Raw genomic sequence first — 15,386 nt, 5'->3', positions numbered from 1 at the left:
CGGGCTCAGCTCAGCGGGCCGATCTGCCGCTCGATCGCCGCACGCAGCCCTGGGCCGCGCAGCACCTCCCGCGCGGTCTCCATGAGCGGCGCGAGGAACACGTCCGGGCCGGGTTCGCCGGCGGCCCCACCGAGCGCCTCGACCGCGGCCCGCCCGGCCGGCGACGGCGTGAGCGGGGCGCGGAGCTGGAGCCCGCGTACGGCGGCCAGCAGTTCGACGGCGAGGACGCTGGTCAGGTTGTCCAGCACCGTGCGCAGCTTCTTGGTGGCCGCCCAGCCCATCGAGACGTGGTCCTCCTGCATGCCGCTGGTGGGCAGCGAGTCCACCGAGGCGGGCGCCGCGAGCCGGCGGTTCTCCGCGACGATGCCGGCGGCCGTGTACTGGGCGATCATCAGCCCCGAGTTGACGCCGGCGTCCGGCGACAGGAACGCCGGCAGGTCCCGGGAGCGGGTGACGTCCAGCAGGCGGTCGACCCGCCGCTCGGCGATCGCCCCCACCTCGGCGGCGGCGATGGCCAGGTAGTCAGCCGCGAAACCGAGCGGCGCGCCGTGGAAGTTGCCGGTCGACTCGACCCGGCCGTCCGGCAGCACCACCGGGTTGTCGACCACGGAGAGCAGTTCGCGGCCCGCCACCGTGGCGGCGAACTCCAGCGTGTCCCGGGCGGCGCCGGCCACCTGCGGCGCGCAGCGCATCGAGTACGCGTCCTGCACGGCGTGCGCCAGGTCGTCGCGGTGCGAGTCCATCACCCGGGAGTCCTGGAGCAGCCGGTGGATGTTCGCGGCCGACGCGGCCTGGCCGGGGTGCGGGCGGATGGCGTGCAGTTCGGGAAGGAACGGCCGCTCGGACCCGAGCATCGCCTCGATGGCCAGCGCGGCGGTCACGTCGGCCATCGTGAACAGGTGGGCGGCGTCGTGCAGGGCGAGCAGCAGCATCCCGAGCATGCCGTCGGTGCCGTTGATCAGCGCCAGCCCCTCCTTGGCGGCCAGCGCGATCGGGGCCAGGCCCGCCTGGCGCAGCGCCCCGGCCGCGTCGACGCGCTCGCCGGCCGGGCCGAGCACCCAGCCCTCGCCCAGCAGCACCACCGCGCAGTGCGCCAGCGGCGCCAGGTCGCCGGAGGCGCCGAGCGAGCCGTGCTCCGGCACCCACGGGGTGATGTCGTGGTTGAGCAGGTCGACGAGGGCCTCGGCGACCAGCGGCCGGACACCGGAGCGGCCCATGGCGAGGGAACGGACGCGCAGCAGCATCATGGCCCGGACCACCTCGCGCGGCATGGGCGCGCCCACGCCGGCCGCGTGCGAGCGGATCAGCGCGTGCTGGAGTTCGGCGCGGCGCTCCGGGGCGACGAACGTGTTGGCGAGGGCACCGAACCCGGTGGAGACCCCGTAGACCGGCCTCCCGGCCGCCTCGATGCCGTCCACGATCGACCGGCTGGCCGCCATCGCCTCCACGGCGGCCGGGTCGAGCACGACCTTGGCCGAGCCGCGGGCCACGGCGAGGACGTCGGCGGGGGAGACCCCGCTGGGCTGGATGGATACGGTCGTCATTGCGGAACTCCGTTGTGCAGGACCTTGCGGACGAGGGGCACACCGGGCCGGTAAGCCAGGTGCAGGTGGGACGGGGCGTCGAGGACGACGAGGTCGGCGCGGGCGCCTGGACGCAGCACCCCGATGTCGTCGCGGCGCAGCGCCCGGGCGCCGCCGGCGGTCGCGGCCCAGACCGCCGCCGCCGGGGTCATCCGCATCTCGCGGACGGCGAGGGCGATGCAGAACGGCATCGACGAGGTGTACGACGAGCCGGGGTTGCAGTCGGTGGCCAGCGCCACGGTCACCCCGGCGTCGAGCAGCCGCCGGGCGTCGGGGTACGGCGACCGCGTGGAGAACTCGGCGCCGGGCAGCAGCGTGGCCACGGTGCTGGTGTGGCGGCCCTCCATGCACATGCAGTCGATCGTGTGCGAGGCGAGCGCGTCGACGTCGGCGTCGGACAGGTGGGTGCAGTGGTCGACGCTGGCCGCGCCGAGTTCCACACCGAGCTGCACGCCGGGGCCGGGGCCGAGCTGGTTGGCGTGCACCCGTACGCCCAGCCCGACGGCCTGCCCGCAGGCGAGGATCGCGCGGGCGTGGTCGACGTCGAAGGCGCCCCGCTCGCAGAACACGTCGATCCAGCGCGCGTGCGGGGCGGCGGCGGCCAGCATCGGCCCGCAGACCATCCCCACGTAGTCGTCGGGGCGGTCGGCGTACTCGGGCGGGACCACGTGCGCCCCGAGGAACGTGGTCTCCTCGCTGAACTCTCCGGCGATGCGCAGCGAACGGGCCTCGTCGGCGACCGTGAGGCCGTACCCGCTCTTGATCTCGATGGTGGTGGTGCCCTGCCGCAGCGCCTCCCCGCGCAGCCGGCGCACCGTGGCGCGCAGCGCGTCGTCGCTGGCCGCCCGGGTGGCGCCGACCGTGGTGCGGATCCCGCCGCCGGTGTACGGCTCGCCGGCCATGCGCGCCGCGAACTCGGCGGCCCGGTCGCCCGCGAAGACCAGGTGCGCGTGGCTGTCCACGAAACCGGGCAGCACGGCCGCCCCGTCCGCGTCGATGCGGCGGTCGGCGGCCGGCGCGCCCCGGGCCGACCCCACCCAGGCGACCAGCCCGTCCTCCACCAGCAGGGCGGCGTCGCGGTAGATGCCAAGCGGCCCGCCCTCGCCGTTGCCGAAGGCGTTGGTGACCAGCTCCCCGATGTTGTCCACGAGCAGACTGCCGCTGTTGCGGACGGCCGGCCGCGCCGAATCGCCCGGTCGCACCGGCCGGGTCGGCCAGGGGTCAGTGCTCACGAGGTCACCTCCGCGATGGTGGCGCGCAGTTCGGCGGGCACGTCGACGGTGCGGTGCCGGCCGTCGGCGACGACCGTCCGCCCGTCCACCACCACGGTGGTGACGTCGGCGGCGGTGGCCGCGAAGAACGCGCCGACCGGCGGCACACCGGCGGTCCGGGCGGTGTCGAGCCGTACCGTGACGAGGTCGGCGCGGGCGCCGACGGCCAGCCGGCCCGCGTCGGTCCAGCCCAGCGCGGCGTGCCCGGCGGCGGTCGCCGCGGTCATTAGGTCGGCCGCGGCGAAATGGCCCCGGCGGCGGGTACGCAGCCGCTCGTCCAACTCCACCGCCCGTGCCTCCTCGAACAGGTCGATCACGGCGTGGCTGTCGCTGCCCAGGCTGAGCGGGCTGCCGGCGTCGGCCATCCGCCGGGCCGGGCCGATGCCGTCGGCGAGGTCCCGTTCCGTGGTGGGGCAGAGGCAGACGCCGGTACGGCTCTCCCCGAGCAGGGCCAGGTCGGCGCTCGTCGGATGGGTGGCGTGCACGGCCGTCGTGGCCGGGCCCAGCACCTCGCGGTCGGCGAGCAGGCGGGTCGGGGTGCAGCCGTGCACCGCCCGGCAGGCGTCGTTCTCCGCGGGCTGCTCCGACAGGTGCACGTGCAGCGGTGCGTCGCGCTCGCGCGCCCAGCGCGCCACGGTGCTCAGCTGCTCGGCCGGTACGGCACGCACCGAGTGCACGGCGGCGCCCACCCGGGCGTGCTCGCCATCCGGCGTGAACGCGGCCGCCCGCTCGGCCCACCGCGCGGCGTCCCCGTCGCCGAAACGCCGCTGCGGCCCGGCCAGCGGCCGGCCGTCCACCGACGCCGTGAGGTAGCAGGCGTCCAGCAGCGTGATCCGGATGCCCGCCTGGGCCGCGGCCTCGACCAGCGCGACGCTCATCGCGTTCGGGTCCGCGTACGGGGTGCCGTCCGGGCCGTGGTGCAGGTAGTGGAACTCGCCCACGCAGGTGATCCCGGCCAGCGCCATCTCGGCGTACGTGGCCCGGGCCAGCGCCAGGTACGAGTCCGGGTCGAGGCGGGCGGCCACCCCGTACATCTGGTCGCGCCACGTCCAGAAGTCGCCCCGCCCACCGTGCGTACGCCCGCGCAGCGCCCGGTGGAAGGCGTGCGAGTGCGCGTTGGCCAGGCCGGGCAGGGTCAGCCCCGGCAGCCGCACCGCGTCGGTGAGAACCTCGACCCCGGCGGTGGGCGCCGCGTCCCCGGTCAGCGGCGTCACGGTGGTGAACCGGCCGTCCTCGGCCTCGATCAGCACGTCGGCGGTCGGCTCGCTCCGGTCGGGCAGCCACGCGTACTCGGCCAGCCAGCGCGTCGCCGTCATGCCCCGCGCCCCCTTCGGAGCTGGATCGTCTGCGTCATCAGCCGATCCTGGCCGCACCGGCCCGCCGACCGGGCCGCGCAACGCCGCGCCGGGCCGACGGTCAGCACGCCAACTCCGCCAGCACCCGGGCCAGCGCCACCACTCCGGCCGCGCAGTCCTCGTCGGTCGCCGACTCAGCGGGGGAGTGGGACACCCCGCTCGGGTTGCGGACGAACAACATCGCCGTCGGCAGGTGCCCCGACAGCACGCCGGCGTCGTGCCCGGCGCCGGTCGGCAGCACCGGGGCGTCCAGCAGGCGGGCCAGCCGTTCGGCCAGCCCACCGTCGAAGGCCACCAGGGAGGTCGCCGACTCCTCCGTGAGCGTGACCGCCGTGCCGTCGCGCCGGGCCCGCTCGACGGCCTTGTCGTGCACCGCCTCGACCAGCCCGCTGAGGGTGTCCGGCTCGGCCGCACGGGCGTCCAGCCAGCCGCTCACCCGCGACGGGATGGCGTTGGTGGCGTTCGGCTCCACCGACACCCGCCCGACGGTTGCGTGCGCCCCCCGCAGCCGGGCTTCCTTGTTGGCCGCCAGCACCGTGAACGCGTACGTCAGCATCGGGTCGCGGCGGTCGGCCATCCGCGTGGTGCCCGCGTGGTTGCCCTCGCCCGTGAAGTCGAAGCGCCAGCGGCCGTGCGGCCAGATGGCGCTCGCCACGGCGACCGGCGACGGTGTCTCCGCGAGCGCGCGGCCCTGCTCGACGTGCAGCTCCACGAACGACCGGAACCGGGCCAGCAGCTCGGGACGGGCTCCCGCCGGGGCGTGGCCCAGCGCCTCGGCGAAGCTCACGCCGGCGGCGTCCCGCAGCACGGCCGCCCGCTCGGCCGGCAGCGCGCCGGTGAGCAGCCGCGACCCGAGGCACGGCACGCCGAACCGGCCGCCCTCCTCCTCGACGAACGCGCCCACGACCACCGGCCGGGTCGGGGTGACGTCGGCGGCGCGCAGCTCGTCGACGGCCAGGAAGGCGCTCACGATGCCGAGCGGCCCGTCGTACGCCCCGCCGTGCGGCACCGAGTCGAAGTGGCTGCCCGTCAGCACCGCGTCGCCGGCCTCCGGGTCGCCCCACCACGCGAAGAGGTTGCCGTTGCCGTCCTCGACGACCGGCATGCCCCGGTGGGCGGCCTGGTCCCGGAACCAGCCCCGCAGCCGCAGCTCGGGCTCGGTGAGCGCGTACCGCAGGTAGCCGCCGCTGCCGGAGTCGCGGCCCACAGGCGCGATCTCGTCCCACAGCTTGCGGAACCGGCCGGCCAGGTCCGTCACGCTGTTCTCCCGTTGCTCGCGACTGCGGGGCTCCGCTTCGCTGCACTCCTCGCGCTCACGTTGTTCCCCCGGTTGTTCGCGACTGCGGGGCTCCGCTGCGCTGCACTCCTCGCGCTCACGCGGCACCCTCCGCCATCGGCACGCGCAGGCCGGTGCGCTCGGCGACCTCGCGGGCGCCGTCGTAACCGGCGTCCACGTGCCGGATGACGCCCATCGCCGGGTCGTTGGTGAGCACCCGCTCGATCTTCTGCCCGGCGAGGGCGCTGCCGTCGGCCACGCACACCTGCCCGGCGTGGATCGAACGGCCCATGCCGACGCCGCCGCCGTGGTGGATGGAGACCCAGGACGCCCCGCTGGCCGTGTTGACCAGCGCGTTCAGCAGCGGCCAGTCGGCGATCGCGTCGGAGCCGTCGGCCATCGCCTCGGTCTCCCGATAGGGGCTGGCCACGCTGCCGGCGTCCAGGTGGTCGCGGCCGATGACCACCGGGGCGGACAGCTCGCCGGACGCCACCATCTCGTTGAACCGCACGCCGGCCCGGTCCCGTTCGCCGTAGCCCAGCCAGCAGATCCGGGCCGGCAGGCCCTGGAACGCGACCCGCTCGCCGGCCATCCGGATCCACCGCGCCAGGGACTCGTTCTCCGGGAACAGGTCGAGGATCGCCCGGTCGGTGGCGGCGATGTCGGCAGGGTCGCCGGAGAGCGCCGCCCACCGGAACGGGCCCTTGCCCTCGCAGAACAGCGGCCGGATGTACGCCGGGACGAAACCGGGGAAGTCGAAGGCGCGCTCGTAACCGCCGAGCTTCGCCTCGCCCCGGATCGAGTTGCCGTAGTCGAAGACCTCCGCGCCGGCGTCGAGGAAGCCCACCATCGCCGCCACGTGCCGGGCCATCGAGGCCCGCGCCCGGTCGGTGAACTCGGCCGGCTTCGCCGCCGCGTACTCGGGGGCGTCGGCCAGCTCCACGCCCACCGGCAGGTACGACAGCGGATCGTGGGCGCTCGTCTGGTCCGTGACGATGTCGATCTCGACGCCCCGGACCAGCAGCTCGGGGAAGACGACCGCGGCGTTGCCGACCACGCCGACGCTCAGGGCGCGGCCCTCGCGCTTCGCGGCGAGCGCCCGCCGTACCGCGTCGTCCAGGTCATCGGCGATTTCGTCGAGGTAGCGGTCGTGCGCCCGGCGCTCCAGCCGGCTCCGGTCCACGTCGACGATGACGCAGACGCCGCCGTTCATGGTGACGGCGAGCGGCTGCGCCCCGCCCATGCCGCCGCAGCCGGCCGTCAGCGTGAGCGTGCCGGCGAGGCTGCCGCCGAACCGCTTGGCCGCCACCGCCGCGAACGTCTCGTAGGTGCCCTGGAGGATGCCCTGGGTGCCGATGTAGATCCACGAGCCGGCCGTCATCTGCCCGTACATGGTCAGGCCGAGCTGCTCCAGCCGGCGGAACTCCGGCCAGGTGGCCCAGTCGCCCACGAGGTTCGAGTTGGCCAGCAGCACCCGCGGCGCCCACTCGTGGGTGCGCAGGACGCCCACCGGCCGGCCCGACTGCACCAGCATCGTCTCGTCGTCACGCAGGTCGGTGAGCGTACGCACCAGCGCGTGGTACGACGGCCAGTCCCGGGCGGCCCGGCCGGTACCGCCGTAGACGACCAGGTCGTCGGGGCGCTCGGCAACCTCCGGGTCCAGGTTGTTCATGAGCATCCGCAGCGCGGCCTCCTGCGGCCAGCCGCGGGCGGTGCGTTCGGCGCCACGGGCGGCGCGGACCGGGTGGGACATCTCGGTTCTCCTCTCAGCCGAGGAACAGCTGTCGGCGGGCGGCGGACGCCTCGAACGCCTCCAACCGGCGCTGGGTGTCGGCCGGGGCGGCGTCACAGATGGCCTGGAGCAGCACCATGGCCAGGGCCATCGGGGCGGTGTGCAGGTCGAAGACGAGATCGGTGCCGACCGCGGCGGGCAGCACCACGTCGGCGTACTCGGTCGCCGGGCTGACCGGCGAGTCGGTGATCGCCACCACGGCGAGCCCCGCGGCCCGCGCCTCACGCAGCGCGTCCAGGGTCTCCCGCGGGTAGCGGGGCAGCACGAAGGCGAGCAGGGCGCTCGCGCCGGCCTCGGCGGCCTGCTCCAGGCGGTCGGTGAGCAGGCTGCCGCCGTCGTCGAGCACCCGCACGTCCGGGTGCACCTTCGCGGCGAAGTACGCGAAGTACGCGGCCAGCGGCGCGGCGGCCCGCAGGCCGAGCACCGGCAGCGGCCGGCTCGCGGCGAGCAGCTCGCCGGTGCGGGCGATGCCGTCCCGGTCGGCGAGCTGGGCGGCCAGCCGGTCCAGGTTGCCGACCTCGGCGCGTACGGCCTGCTGGAGTTCGTTTCCGGCGTGGGCCGCGCCGTCCGGCGCGCCGGCGGCCAGTTCCCGCAGCCGGCGGCGCAGCGCCGGATAGCCGTCGTGGCCGAGCGCCACCGCGAACCGGGTGACCGACGGCTGGCTGACCCCGGCCAGCTCGGCCACCTCGGCCGCCGAGAGGTACGCCACGGCCGGCGCGTGCTGCACCAGGCAGTGCGCGATCCGGCGCTGGGTGGGGGTGAGCCGGACCCCGTGGAACAGGTCGAGCACGCGCTGGGTGGGCGCGGCGACAGCTCCTTCATTCACACCGTGACTCTATGCATGAAAACTTTCAAAGAGCAACCGTCGGCTGCCTCGCGGGGCAGCAGAGATCGATGGATTCCGGTACCGTCCCACATGCCGGAGGGCGGGAACGATCACGCCTCCGGCGATGCTCGGTCTCAAGGGTCGAAGGTGGCAGAGCGGGGGCACCAACCCGGTGACGGAGGGCGGGCTGACGTCCGCCCTATGGTCAGCCGGGTGGGCAACCGTCGGCGTGAGCTAGGAGAGCAGATGAAGGTGTGGGCAGGGCTCGGCGCGGCGGCGGTGCTGACGGGGGCTGTGGTGTTCGTGGCGAACACCGGTTCGTTCGCGGCGGACACACCGCCGACGATCGAGGAGGACTTCAGCCACCCGGGGGCCGAGCGCATCCTGGCCGACCACGGCCTGAAGGTGTTCAAGGGTGACGGCCACATCTGGTTCGACACCTCCCGTTCCTACGACACGGGCGAGCAGTGCCCGGTCGGCCAGATCCAGGTCGAGAAGGCCCTCGACGTGGCGCCGTACGGTGTCTGGTACTGCTTCAAGACCAAGGGCACGGAGGGTTATCTGACCCTCGAGGTACCGGGAACGTTCGGGATTCGCGGCGGCAGCGAGCCGCTGGAGGCGACCGCGAACCTGCCGGAGGGGCCGAAGACCTACCAGATCGAGCCGAACAAGCCCGTAGCCATCAGCCCCGGTACGGGGACCGAGCCGCCGAAGGCGATCCTGGTCGAGTTGCGCCTGTCCGGGGCCGCGTCCTAGCGGAAGTGAGAAGGGGAGCGGCGGCGGTTGCCGGCGCTCCCCTTCGTGTTTCCCCGGGACTTCCGGTGACCGACCGCCCGTCCGGTCGGTGACACCGGCGGGATCGCGGGGCAGCGTGGTTCTTCGATATTTGACAGACTGTCCCCCGCCGGCCGCCGTCGAAAAAGTTCGATGTGTGGGGCAGGGCGCCGACCACAGTCGGCGTCCGCGTTGTCGTTTCCGAAACGGGGGTCCTGTGTTAGTTCGTAGGCATGATCCGGCGCCTTCCCGTCCGAGGCGGCGAGCCCGCCTGAGGCGGCGTCTGGCCATTGTGGTCGCTCTCGTCATGGTCGGGCCGTTCCTTCAACCGCCGGCGTCGGCGTCCGCCGTGGAAGGCGACCTTCGGGCCTACCGCCAGACCGCGGCCGACTACATGGTGTCGGGCGGGCCCTCCGTGCGGCGGGCCGCCGAGGTCGCGCTGCTGGGTTCGGACCAGGACCTCGAGGAGTTCTTCGCATCCGGGCGCAAGCTGGCGCAGGAGGCCGACGAACGGGCCGCGGCGCAGGTGCTCACGTCCATGGACGGTCCGGCGGTGCGTGCGGCGGGCCTCCGGGCGCTGGAGGGCTCCGCTGACGAGGTGCGCGCGTTCGTCAACGGCGGCTGGCAGGAGGCGTGGCCGGCCGACGAGCGCGTGCGGGTGTATCGGGTGCTGGAGGCCGGCGGGCCGACGACGAAGGCGGCGGCGCAACGGGCACTCGACGGTTCGGCACAGGACATCTCGGACTTCCTCGCCCAGGGGCGGGACGCGGCGGCCTTCGCCGATGACCGGCTTGCCGCGACGCGGATGCTCGCCGGCGGCCCCAACAACAGCGGCCCGGTGCTGGACGCGGCGGCGCAGCAGGCGTTGTCGGGATCACCCGAGGAGCTTGCGGAGTTCCTGGCGAGCGGTCAGTACGTGGCACGGGCGCGGGACCAGGAGCTGGCCTCGATCCGGGCACTGACCGAGCAGGCCAAGCAGGCCGGCGAGGCGACGGCGCAGGAGTCCCTGGCGGCGGAGGAGTTCTCGACGCGGGCAGCGAACGCCGCGGACGAGGCGAAGAAGGCGGCCCAGGCGGCGCAGGCGGAGGCGCAGGCGGCCGGGGGTGCGGCGGCGAAGGCGTCGGCGGCGGCCGGGCGGGCGGCGGATGCGGCGGCCGGTGCGGCGGACGCCGCCCGGGAGGCGGTAGCCGCGTCGAACGCGGCGATGCGGGCGGCGCGGACCGCCGCGGACGCGTCCCGACGGGCCGTGACGGCGGCGTCGTTGACGGCGCAGGCCGCGGCACGGGCGCAGCGCGCTGCGGCTGCGGCACGAGCGAACGCCGGCGATGCCCGGGCGGCGCGGGAGGCGGCGGAGGCGGCACGGGACGCGGCGGCACGCGCCCGCGAGCTGGTGTACGCGAAGGTCGAGCGTGACCGCGCTCTGGCGCAGGCGCAGGCGGCGTCCGTGGCGGCGAAGGCAGCCGGAAGGAACGCGGACGACGCCGCCAACGCGGCCGACACGGCGAGCCGGCAGTCGGGTGTTTCGGCCCAGCAGGCGCAGCGCGCGCGCGACGCTGCGGCGCGTGCCCGGGCGGCCGCGGCCGCGGCGTCGCGCGCGGCGGATCGCGCGGAGTCACTGGCCCGGACGGCGGCAGAGGCCTCGGCGGACGCGTTCCGCTTCGCAGAGCAGGCGGCCGTGCACGCGGAGAATGCCGAGCGGTCGGCGTTGGCCGCAGCGGTCGCGGCGGAGAACGCCCAGTACTCGGCGGCTGAGGCCGCCAAGGCCGCAGCCGCGGCCGTGGAGTCGGCGAACGTCGCGGTGGCCGCGGCCACCAGGGCCGCGGAACTGGAGACCCTGGCTCGCCAGGAGGACGAGGCACGGCTGACGGAGGCCACCGAGCAGGGTGTGCTGGCAGCGCAGGAAGCCCTGGCGCAGGAGCAGCAGGTGAAGGCCGAGGGCGGGGTCCTGGCGGCGTGGAACCGGACTCTGCAGTGGGACACCGCCGAGGAGCTCCGGGTCGATCCCGCGACCCGCACGCTCCTGGACGAGGCGGCCGCGCCGGGCGTCCCGGCGGGCGAGATGCTGGACAAGGGTCGCCGCGCGGCCGTCGCCCTCGCCAGCACCGGCGGCGAATGGACCAAGTCCGCCGCGTTGGATGTCCTGGCCGGCGGCGAGATCGAGATGCGCACCTGGCTGGCCAGCGGCCGGAGGGCCGCGAGCGGTCAGGACGACCGGTCCCGGGTGTGGCACCTGATGGACACCCTGCCCGACGGCCCCGAGAAGACGGCTGCGCAGACCGCTCTGGCCGGTGACGACGCCGCGGTGGACGCGTTCCTGCGTACCCGCAACTACAGCGGAAAGGTCTTCAACGACCGGCAGGCGATCTACCGGATCATCGAGACGGCCACGGCCGCCGGGCAGGTCAACCTGAAGGCCGCCGCGGAGAGGGCGCTCGCGGACGGCACGGCCGCCGCACACGAGTTCCTCCGCACCGGCCAGTACACCGCTCGCGCCGCCGATGAGCGCCTTGAGGTGTACCGCGTGATGGACGCCGGAGGACCGGAGGTCAAGGCGGCTGGACAGGTCGCCCTTTCCGGGCCCTCGTCGTACATCTCCTACTTCCTGGCCACCTCCCGCTACCAGGCGGCGCAGCGGGACCTGGAGCAGGCGGCCCACGTGGCGACCGTCCGCAAGTTGATCCTGGAGGCGCAGCAGTACGCGCAGAAGGCGCTGGAGGACGCCGCACGGGCGCAGGAGGCGGCACTCGATGCCGCGGGATCGGCCGGAGAGGCGGATGCCGCGGCGAAGCGTGCCGAGGACGCGGCCCGGCTGGCCGAGACGCACAAGAACAACGCGCGGCTCTCGGCCGAGGCGGCCAAGCGGTCGGCGGACGAGGCCGCCCAGTCCGCCCAGACGGCTCGCAACGCGGCGAACTCCGCGCAGGCGAGCGCCAACAGTGCCGCCATTTCGGCGGCGACGGCGAGCGCTGCTTCCCGCCGTGCGAGTGCGGACGCCGCCGCTGCGGCGGAGGACGCCAGGGACGCCCGCGCCGCGGCCACGGCCGCGGGCAAGGACGCCGCGGCTGCCGACGCTGCCGCCAAGGAAGCGTCGACAATCTACGCCACCAAGCTGAAGGAGTGGGAGGCTCAGCAGCGCAGCACCACGCCGGGCACCGGCCCGGGCGGCAACGGAAGCGCGGCGGACAGCCACAAGACGTGGGGCTGCCTGGTGCCGGAATCGGCGATGTCGCCGCAGTGCGTGAACGTCTACAAGGACCTGGCCGGAACACTGACGAATCCGGCCAAGTGCAGCGCGCCGGCCAACGCGGGCAGCCCCGGCTGCTCCATGCTCAACGACCTCAAGGGCTTCGTCGAGGAGAACCCCGGCCTGATGCTCGACATGCTCCAGTTCGTCCTGGGCATGTGCGGTCTGATTCCGGGCGCGGGTGAGGTGTGCGACGCCGCGGACGCGGCGATCTCGTTCGGCCGCGGCGATGTGGTCGGTGGCCTGCTGTCGCTGGGCGCCATGGTCCCGGTGGTCGGCTGGCTCGCCTCCGGCGCCAAGACCATGAAGAACGCGGACAAGCTGCGGACGGTCAAGAACATCGTCGACCAGCTCATCAAGTGCGGCAGCAGCTTCACGCCCGGCACGGGCGTACTGCTGGCCGACGGCAGTCGCCGGGCGATCGAACAGATCCGGGTCGGCGACAAGGTCCTGGCCACCGATCCGGTGAGTGGGGTCACCGCTGCGAAGCCGGTCACGGCTCTCATCGGCAGCGCCGGTATCAAGCGACTCGTCGACGTCACGGTTGACACGGATGGCGCGGCGGGCGAGGAGACCGGGACCGTCACGGCCACCCACAACCACCCCTTCTGGGTCGGTGACCTCGACACGTGGGTCAGGGCGGAGTCCCTGAAACCGGGACAGTCGATCCGCACCTCGGCGGGCACCTGGGTGCAGATCGAAACCGTGTCGGAGCGGACCGAGATCTCCCAGGTCCACAACCTGTCCATCGCCGATCTGCAGACCTACTACGTGGTCGCCGGTGACACTCCCGTCCTGGTCCACAACGCCGGCTGCCCGCCCGCGATCGGGTTCAGCGCGGACACCGTGGCCACGGCGTACCAGGGAATGCGAGGCGAGGGCGGCCACGCGATGCGCCGGCTGGTCGGCGACATCATTCCCAACACCGGTAGCAACGAGGCGAAGAGGCAGGCGTTCGAGAGCCTGACCTCCTCGATCCTGACCAACCCGCAGAAGACCTTCGACTGGACGCTCGGTGGCACCGGTGGCATCCGGAACAAGGGCTTCATCGGTGAGGTCAACGGCAAGACGGTCGTCCTGTTCGTGGCGAAGGAAGGCCAGTACGCCGGTAGGGTCACGTCGTCGAAGGTCGTCACCCCCGATGATCTAAAGCTGTGGGGGATCTGTGGCTGCTGATCTGGCATCCGGGTTGCGTTTCGCCGCGCAGCCGGTCGTCAGTGTCTTCGTGCCGGGTGTTCCGGCCGTGTCGCCGAACTTCGAGTTCGGCGGCACGGCGCCGGCCGAGGTCCAGACGTATTCGCTCGAGCGGGACGACCCGGGTCCGTTCCCGTACGCCACCGTCACCGAATACGACCTGGTCTTCGACGAGCTCCCGGCTGACCTGCACGGTTATCTCTCACACTGTCTCCGGGCAGCGTGCGCCGTGGCCGACGGCGTGGTCTGGCTCGGATTCGAGGGCTCGTTTCACTTCGACGACATCCTCACGGAGGCGATCGCGCCCCAGATCTACGGCGTGTGCGCGCCCGGCGTCGAGCCGGTCGTGGCGGCGGACCTGGACACTCTCCGGACGCCGGAATGGCGGTCGGTGATCGGCTCGTTCCGGAGGCGGCTCTAGCTGCGGGCACAGGACGGCAGCCGCCCGGCTGCCGTCCTGTGCACATCAGCACGCCGACGGCGTCGGAGCGCCGACCACTGTCGACCGGAGCGATCGGGGAAGCTGCGGTTCCCGTGGCCTACCAACGGGCTTCGTCGTCGCTCGGCGTCTGAAATCGTCGACGAGGCGAGTGGCTCAGGACCCGGGTCACCGACCTGTCGGTCGATGGACCGGTGCCCGCGGGCGGACGAGCGAGCCTCATCTCTGTACTATCCGCACGGCGGGCGAGCGGAGGAGTGGCATGCAGCCGGAAAGCCCTTACAGGTACACCCACATGCTGGGCGCGTGCCAGGTCGGTAAGGCCTGGGCCGCGGTGGATGGGCAGGGCCGGTTCGCGACCGTGGCGGTGTTGGACGGGGTTGCGGCCTCCGACCCGCGCTGGCGCGAGGCCTTCGCGAACGCCGCGAACACCCTCGCCCACGCGGATGGCGGGCACCCGGTCGCCGGCGCCGACTTCTCCGCCGCCCACCCGTGGGTGGCCTACACCGCCGAGGAGGGGGACGCCCCGCGGCGTCTCTTCCAGAGCCTCGGCCTGGACTACCAGCCGGTGCCCGACGCGCCGGTCTCGGCGCCACCCACGTCCGCCCCGCCCGCGTCCGGCGTGCCGAAGCAGGTGTCCGGCGTGCCCCAGCAGGTGAGCGCGCCGCCGCAGCCGGTGTCCGGCGCGCCTGAGCTGGTGTCCGACAAGCCGCAGCTTCCGTGGGCGGTGCACACGACACCGACCTCGGGGCAGCCGGCGTCCGCGTCCGCGTCACCGGTCTCGGCGGCGCCGACCTCCCCCGCGACGCCGCTGGCCGAGACGTCCGCGTCCGCCGACGACGCGGGGCAGCCGCCGATCGCCCAGGCCCGCCCGGGCGCCCCGTTCCAGGACCCGTTCGCCACGCCCACCCGCCGGATCAAGCCGTCCGAGCCGCGTCCGCGTCGCACCGGCCTGTGGGTCGGCGCCGGGGTGCTGGTCCTGGTGCTGCTCGCCGGTGTGGTCGGCGCGGTCGTCTGGGCGGGCTCGGACGGCACGGAGACGCCGCCGGAGGCGGCGCCCAGCCCGACCCTGGTGTCGCCGGCGCTGCCGACGTCACCGCCGCAGTCGCCCGGCATCGAGCCGCCCAAGCCCGGCGCCTGGCCGACGCAGTGGCCGAGGTTCCACGAGCGGGACACCGTCCGGACGTTCACCGATCTCGAGGGCCTGACATTCCCCGTGAAGGTCCCCACGAACTGGCAGTGCACGCTCGCCGCCCGGGCCGAAGGTCTGGTCACGTACGACTGCAGCACCACCGACGCGGGAAGCAAGATCGGCGGCGAGCTGACCGTGCGGGACTGCCCCCAGCCGTGCAACGAGCAGTGGCAGAGCGCCATGCGGGCCACCGAGGAGGCGTGGGGCGCGCAGTGGATCCGCAGCGGCCAGTACTCCACGTACGCCGAGCAGATCATCGACGTCAACGGCGAGTCCCGGCACGGCCTGGTCGTCGTCGCGTACTTCCGCAGCGGCGAGGACGGCGCCATCAACCGGCAGCTCGTGATCCGGATGACCTCGCCCGTGAAGGAGGCCTACCAGCTGCGCCGCTTCGCCAGCTACATCCGTGACGTGGTCGTCTTTTGAGCACGCTGCACCGA

Annotated in this window: 10 protein-coding genes; 4 read left to right on the top strand and 6 right to left on the bottom strand. The window is 73.9% G+C overall.

The window, feature by feature from the left end; all coding sequences use genetic code 11:
• Window positions 1-5 precede the first annotated feature (5 nt).
• From hutH to D7193_RS05840, 6 genes are all read right to left on the bottom strand, one after another.
• The gene (gene hutH, locus D7193_RS05865; protein ID WP_120778292.1) at window positions 6-1,544 is read right to left on the bottom strand and encodes a histidine ammonia-lyase; all 1,539 of its coding nucleotides are present in this window, start codon (window positions 1,542-1,544) and stop codon (window positions 6-8) included.
• Window positions 1,541-2,785, bottom strand: coding sequence for an imidazolonepropionase (gene hutI / locus D7193_RS05860; protein WP_120779284.1), 1,245 nt, complete (start codon window positions 2,783-2,785; stop codon window positions 1,541-1,543). The genes hutH and hutI overlap by 4 nt, the downstream gene beginning before the upstream one ends.
• A gap of 26 nt (window positions 2,786-2,811) precedes the next feature.
• The gene (locus D7193_RS05855; RefSeq protein ID WP_120778291.1) at window positions 2,812-4,170 is read right to left on the bottom strand and encodes a formimidoylglutamate deiminase; all 1,359 of its coding nucleotides are present in this window, start codon (window positions 4,168-4,170) and stop codon (window positions 2,812-2,814) included.
• Between the two features lie 100 nt (window positions 4,171-4,270).
• On the bottom strand, window positions 4,271-5,467 hold the full coding sequence (locus D7193_RS05850) for an allantoate amidohydrolase (protein WP_120778290.1): 1,197 nt from the start codon (window positions 5,465-5,467) through the stop codon (window positions 4,271-4,273).
• Window positions 5,468-5,582: 115 nt separating this feature from the next.
• On the bottom strand, window positions 5,583-7,238 hold the full coding sequence (hutU, locus tag D7193_RS05845) for a urocanate hydratase (protein ID WP_120778289.1): 1,656 nt from the start codon (window positions 7,236-7,238) through the stop codon (window positions 5,583-5,585).
• 13 nt (window positions 7,239-7,251) lie between these two features.
• A complete protein-coding gene (locus D7193_RS05840; RefSeq protein ID WP_120778288.1) occupies window positions 7,252-8,103 on the bottom strand; it encodes a MurR/RpiR family transcriptional regulator in 852 nt (283 codons plus the stop codon).
• A gap of 213 nt (window positions 8,104-8,316) precedes the next feature.
• On the opposite strand from D7193_RS05840, the gene D7193_RS05835 reads away from it, so the two are divergent.
• The 4 genes from D7193_RS05835 to D7193_RS05820 all read left to right on the top strand — a co-directional run bounded on the left by D7193_RS05835 (window position 8,317) and on the right by D7193_RS05820 (window position 15,372).
• Window positions 8,317-8,859 carry a hypothetical protein gene (locus D7193_RS05835; RefSeq protein ID WP_147434333.1) on the top strand — a complete coding sequence of 181 codons (543 nt, stop codon included), beginning with the start codon at window positions 8,317-8,319 and terminating at the stop codon, window positions 8,857-8,859.
• Window positions 8,860-9,184: 325 nt separating this feature from the next.
• Window positions 9,185-13,297 (top strand): polymorphic toxin-type HINT domain-containing protein, encoded by a 4,113-nt coding sequence (locus tag D7193_RS34530; protein WP_147434332.1) that lies wholly within the window; start codon window positions 9,185-9,187, stop codon window positions 13,295-13,297.
• Complete coding sequence (locus tag D7193_RS05825; RefSeq protein ID WP_147434331.1) at window positions 13,287-13,736, top strand: hypothetical protein; 450 nt, start codon at window positions 13,287-13,289, stop codon at window positions 13,734-13,736. The genes D7193_RS34530 and D7193_RS05825 overlap by 11 nt, the downstream gene beginning before the upstream one ends.
• A gap of 313 nt (window positions 13,737-14,049) precedes the next feature.
• Window positions 14,050-15,372, top strand: coding sequence for a hypothetical protein (locus D7193_RS05820; RefSeq protein ID WP_120778284.1), 1,323 nt, complete (start codon window positions 14,050-14,052; stop codon window positions 15,370-15,372).
• Window positions 15,373-15,386 lie beyond the last annotated feature (14 nt).

Origin of the sequence: Micromonospora costi (assembly GCF_003626655.1) — a bacterium.
GTDB lineage: Bacteria > Actinomycetota > Actinomycetes > Mycobacteriales > Micromonosporaceae > Micromonospora > Micromonospora costi.
Note: the sequence above shows the minus strand (reverse complement) of the source record. Positions and strands in the feature narration are given on the sequence as shown.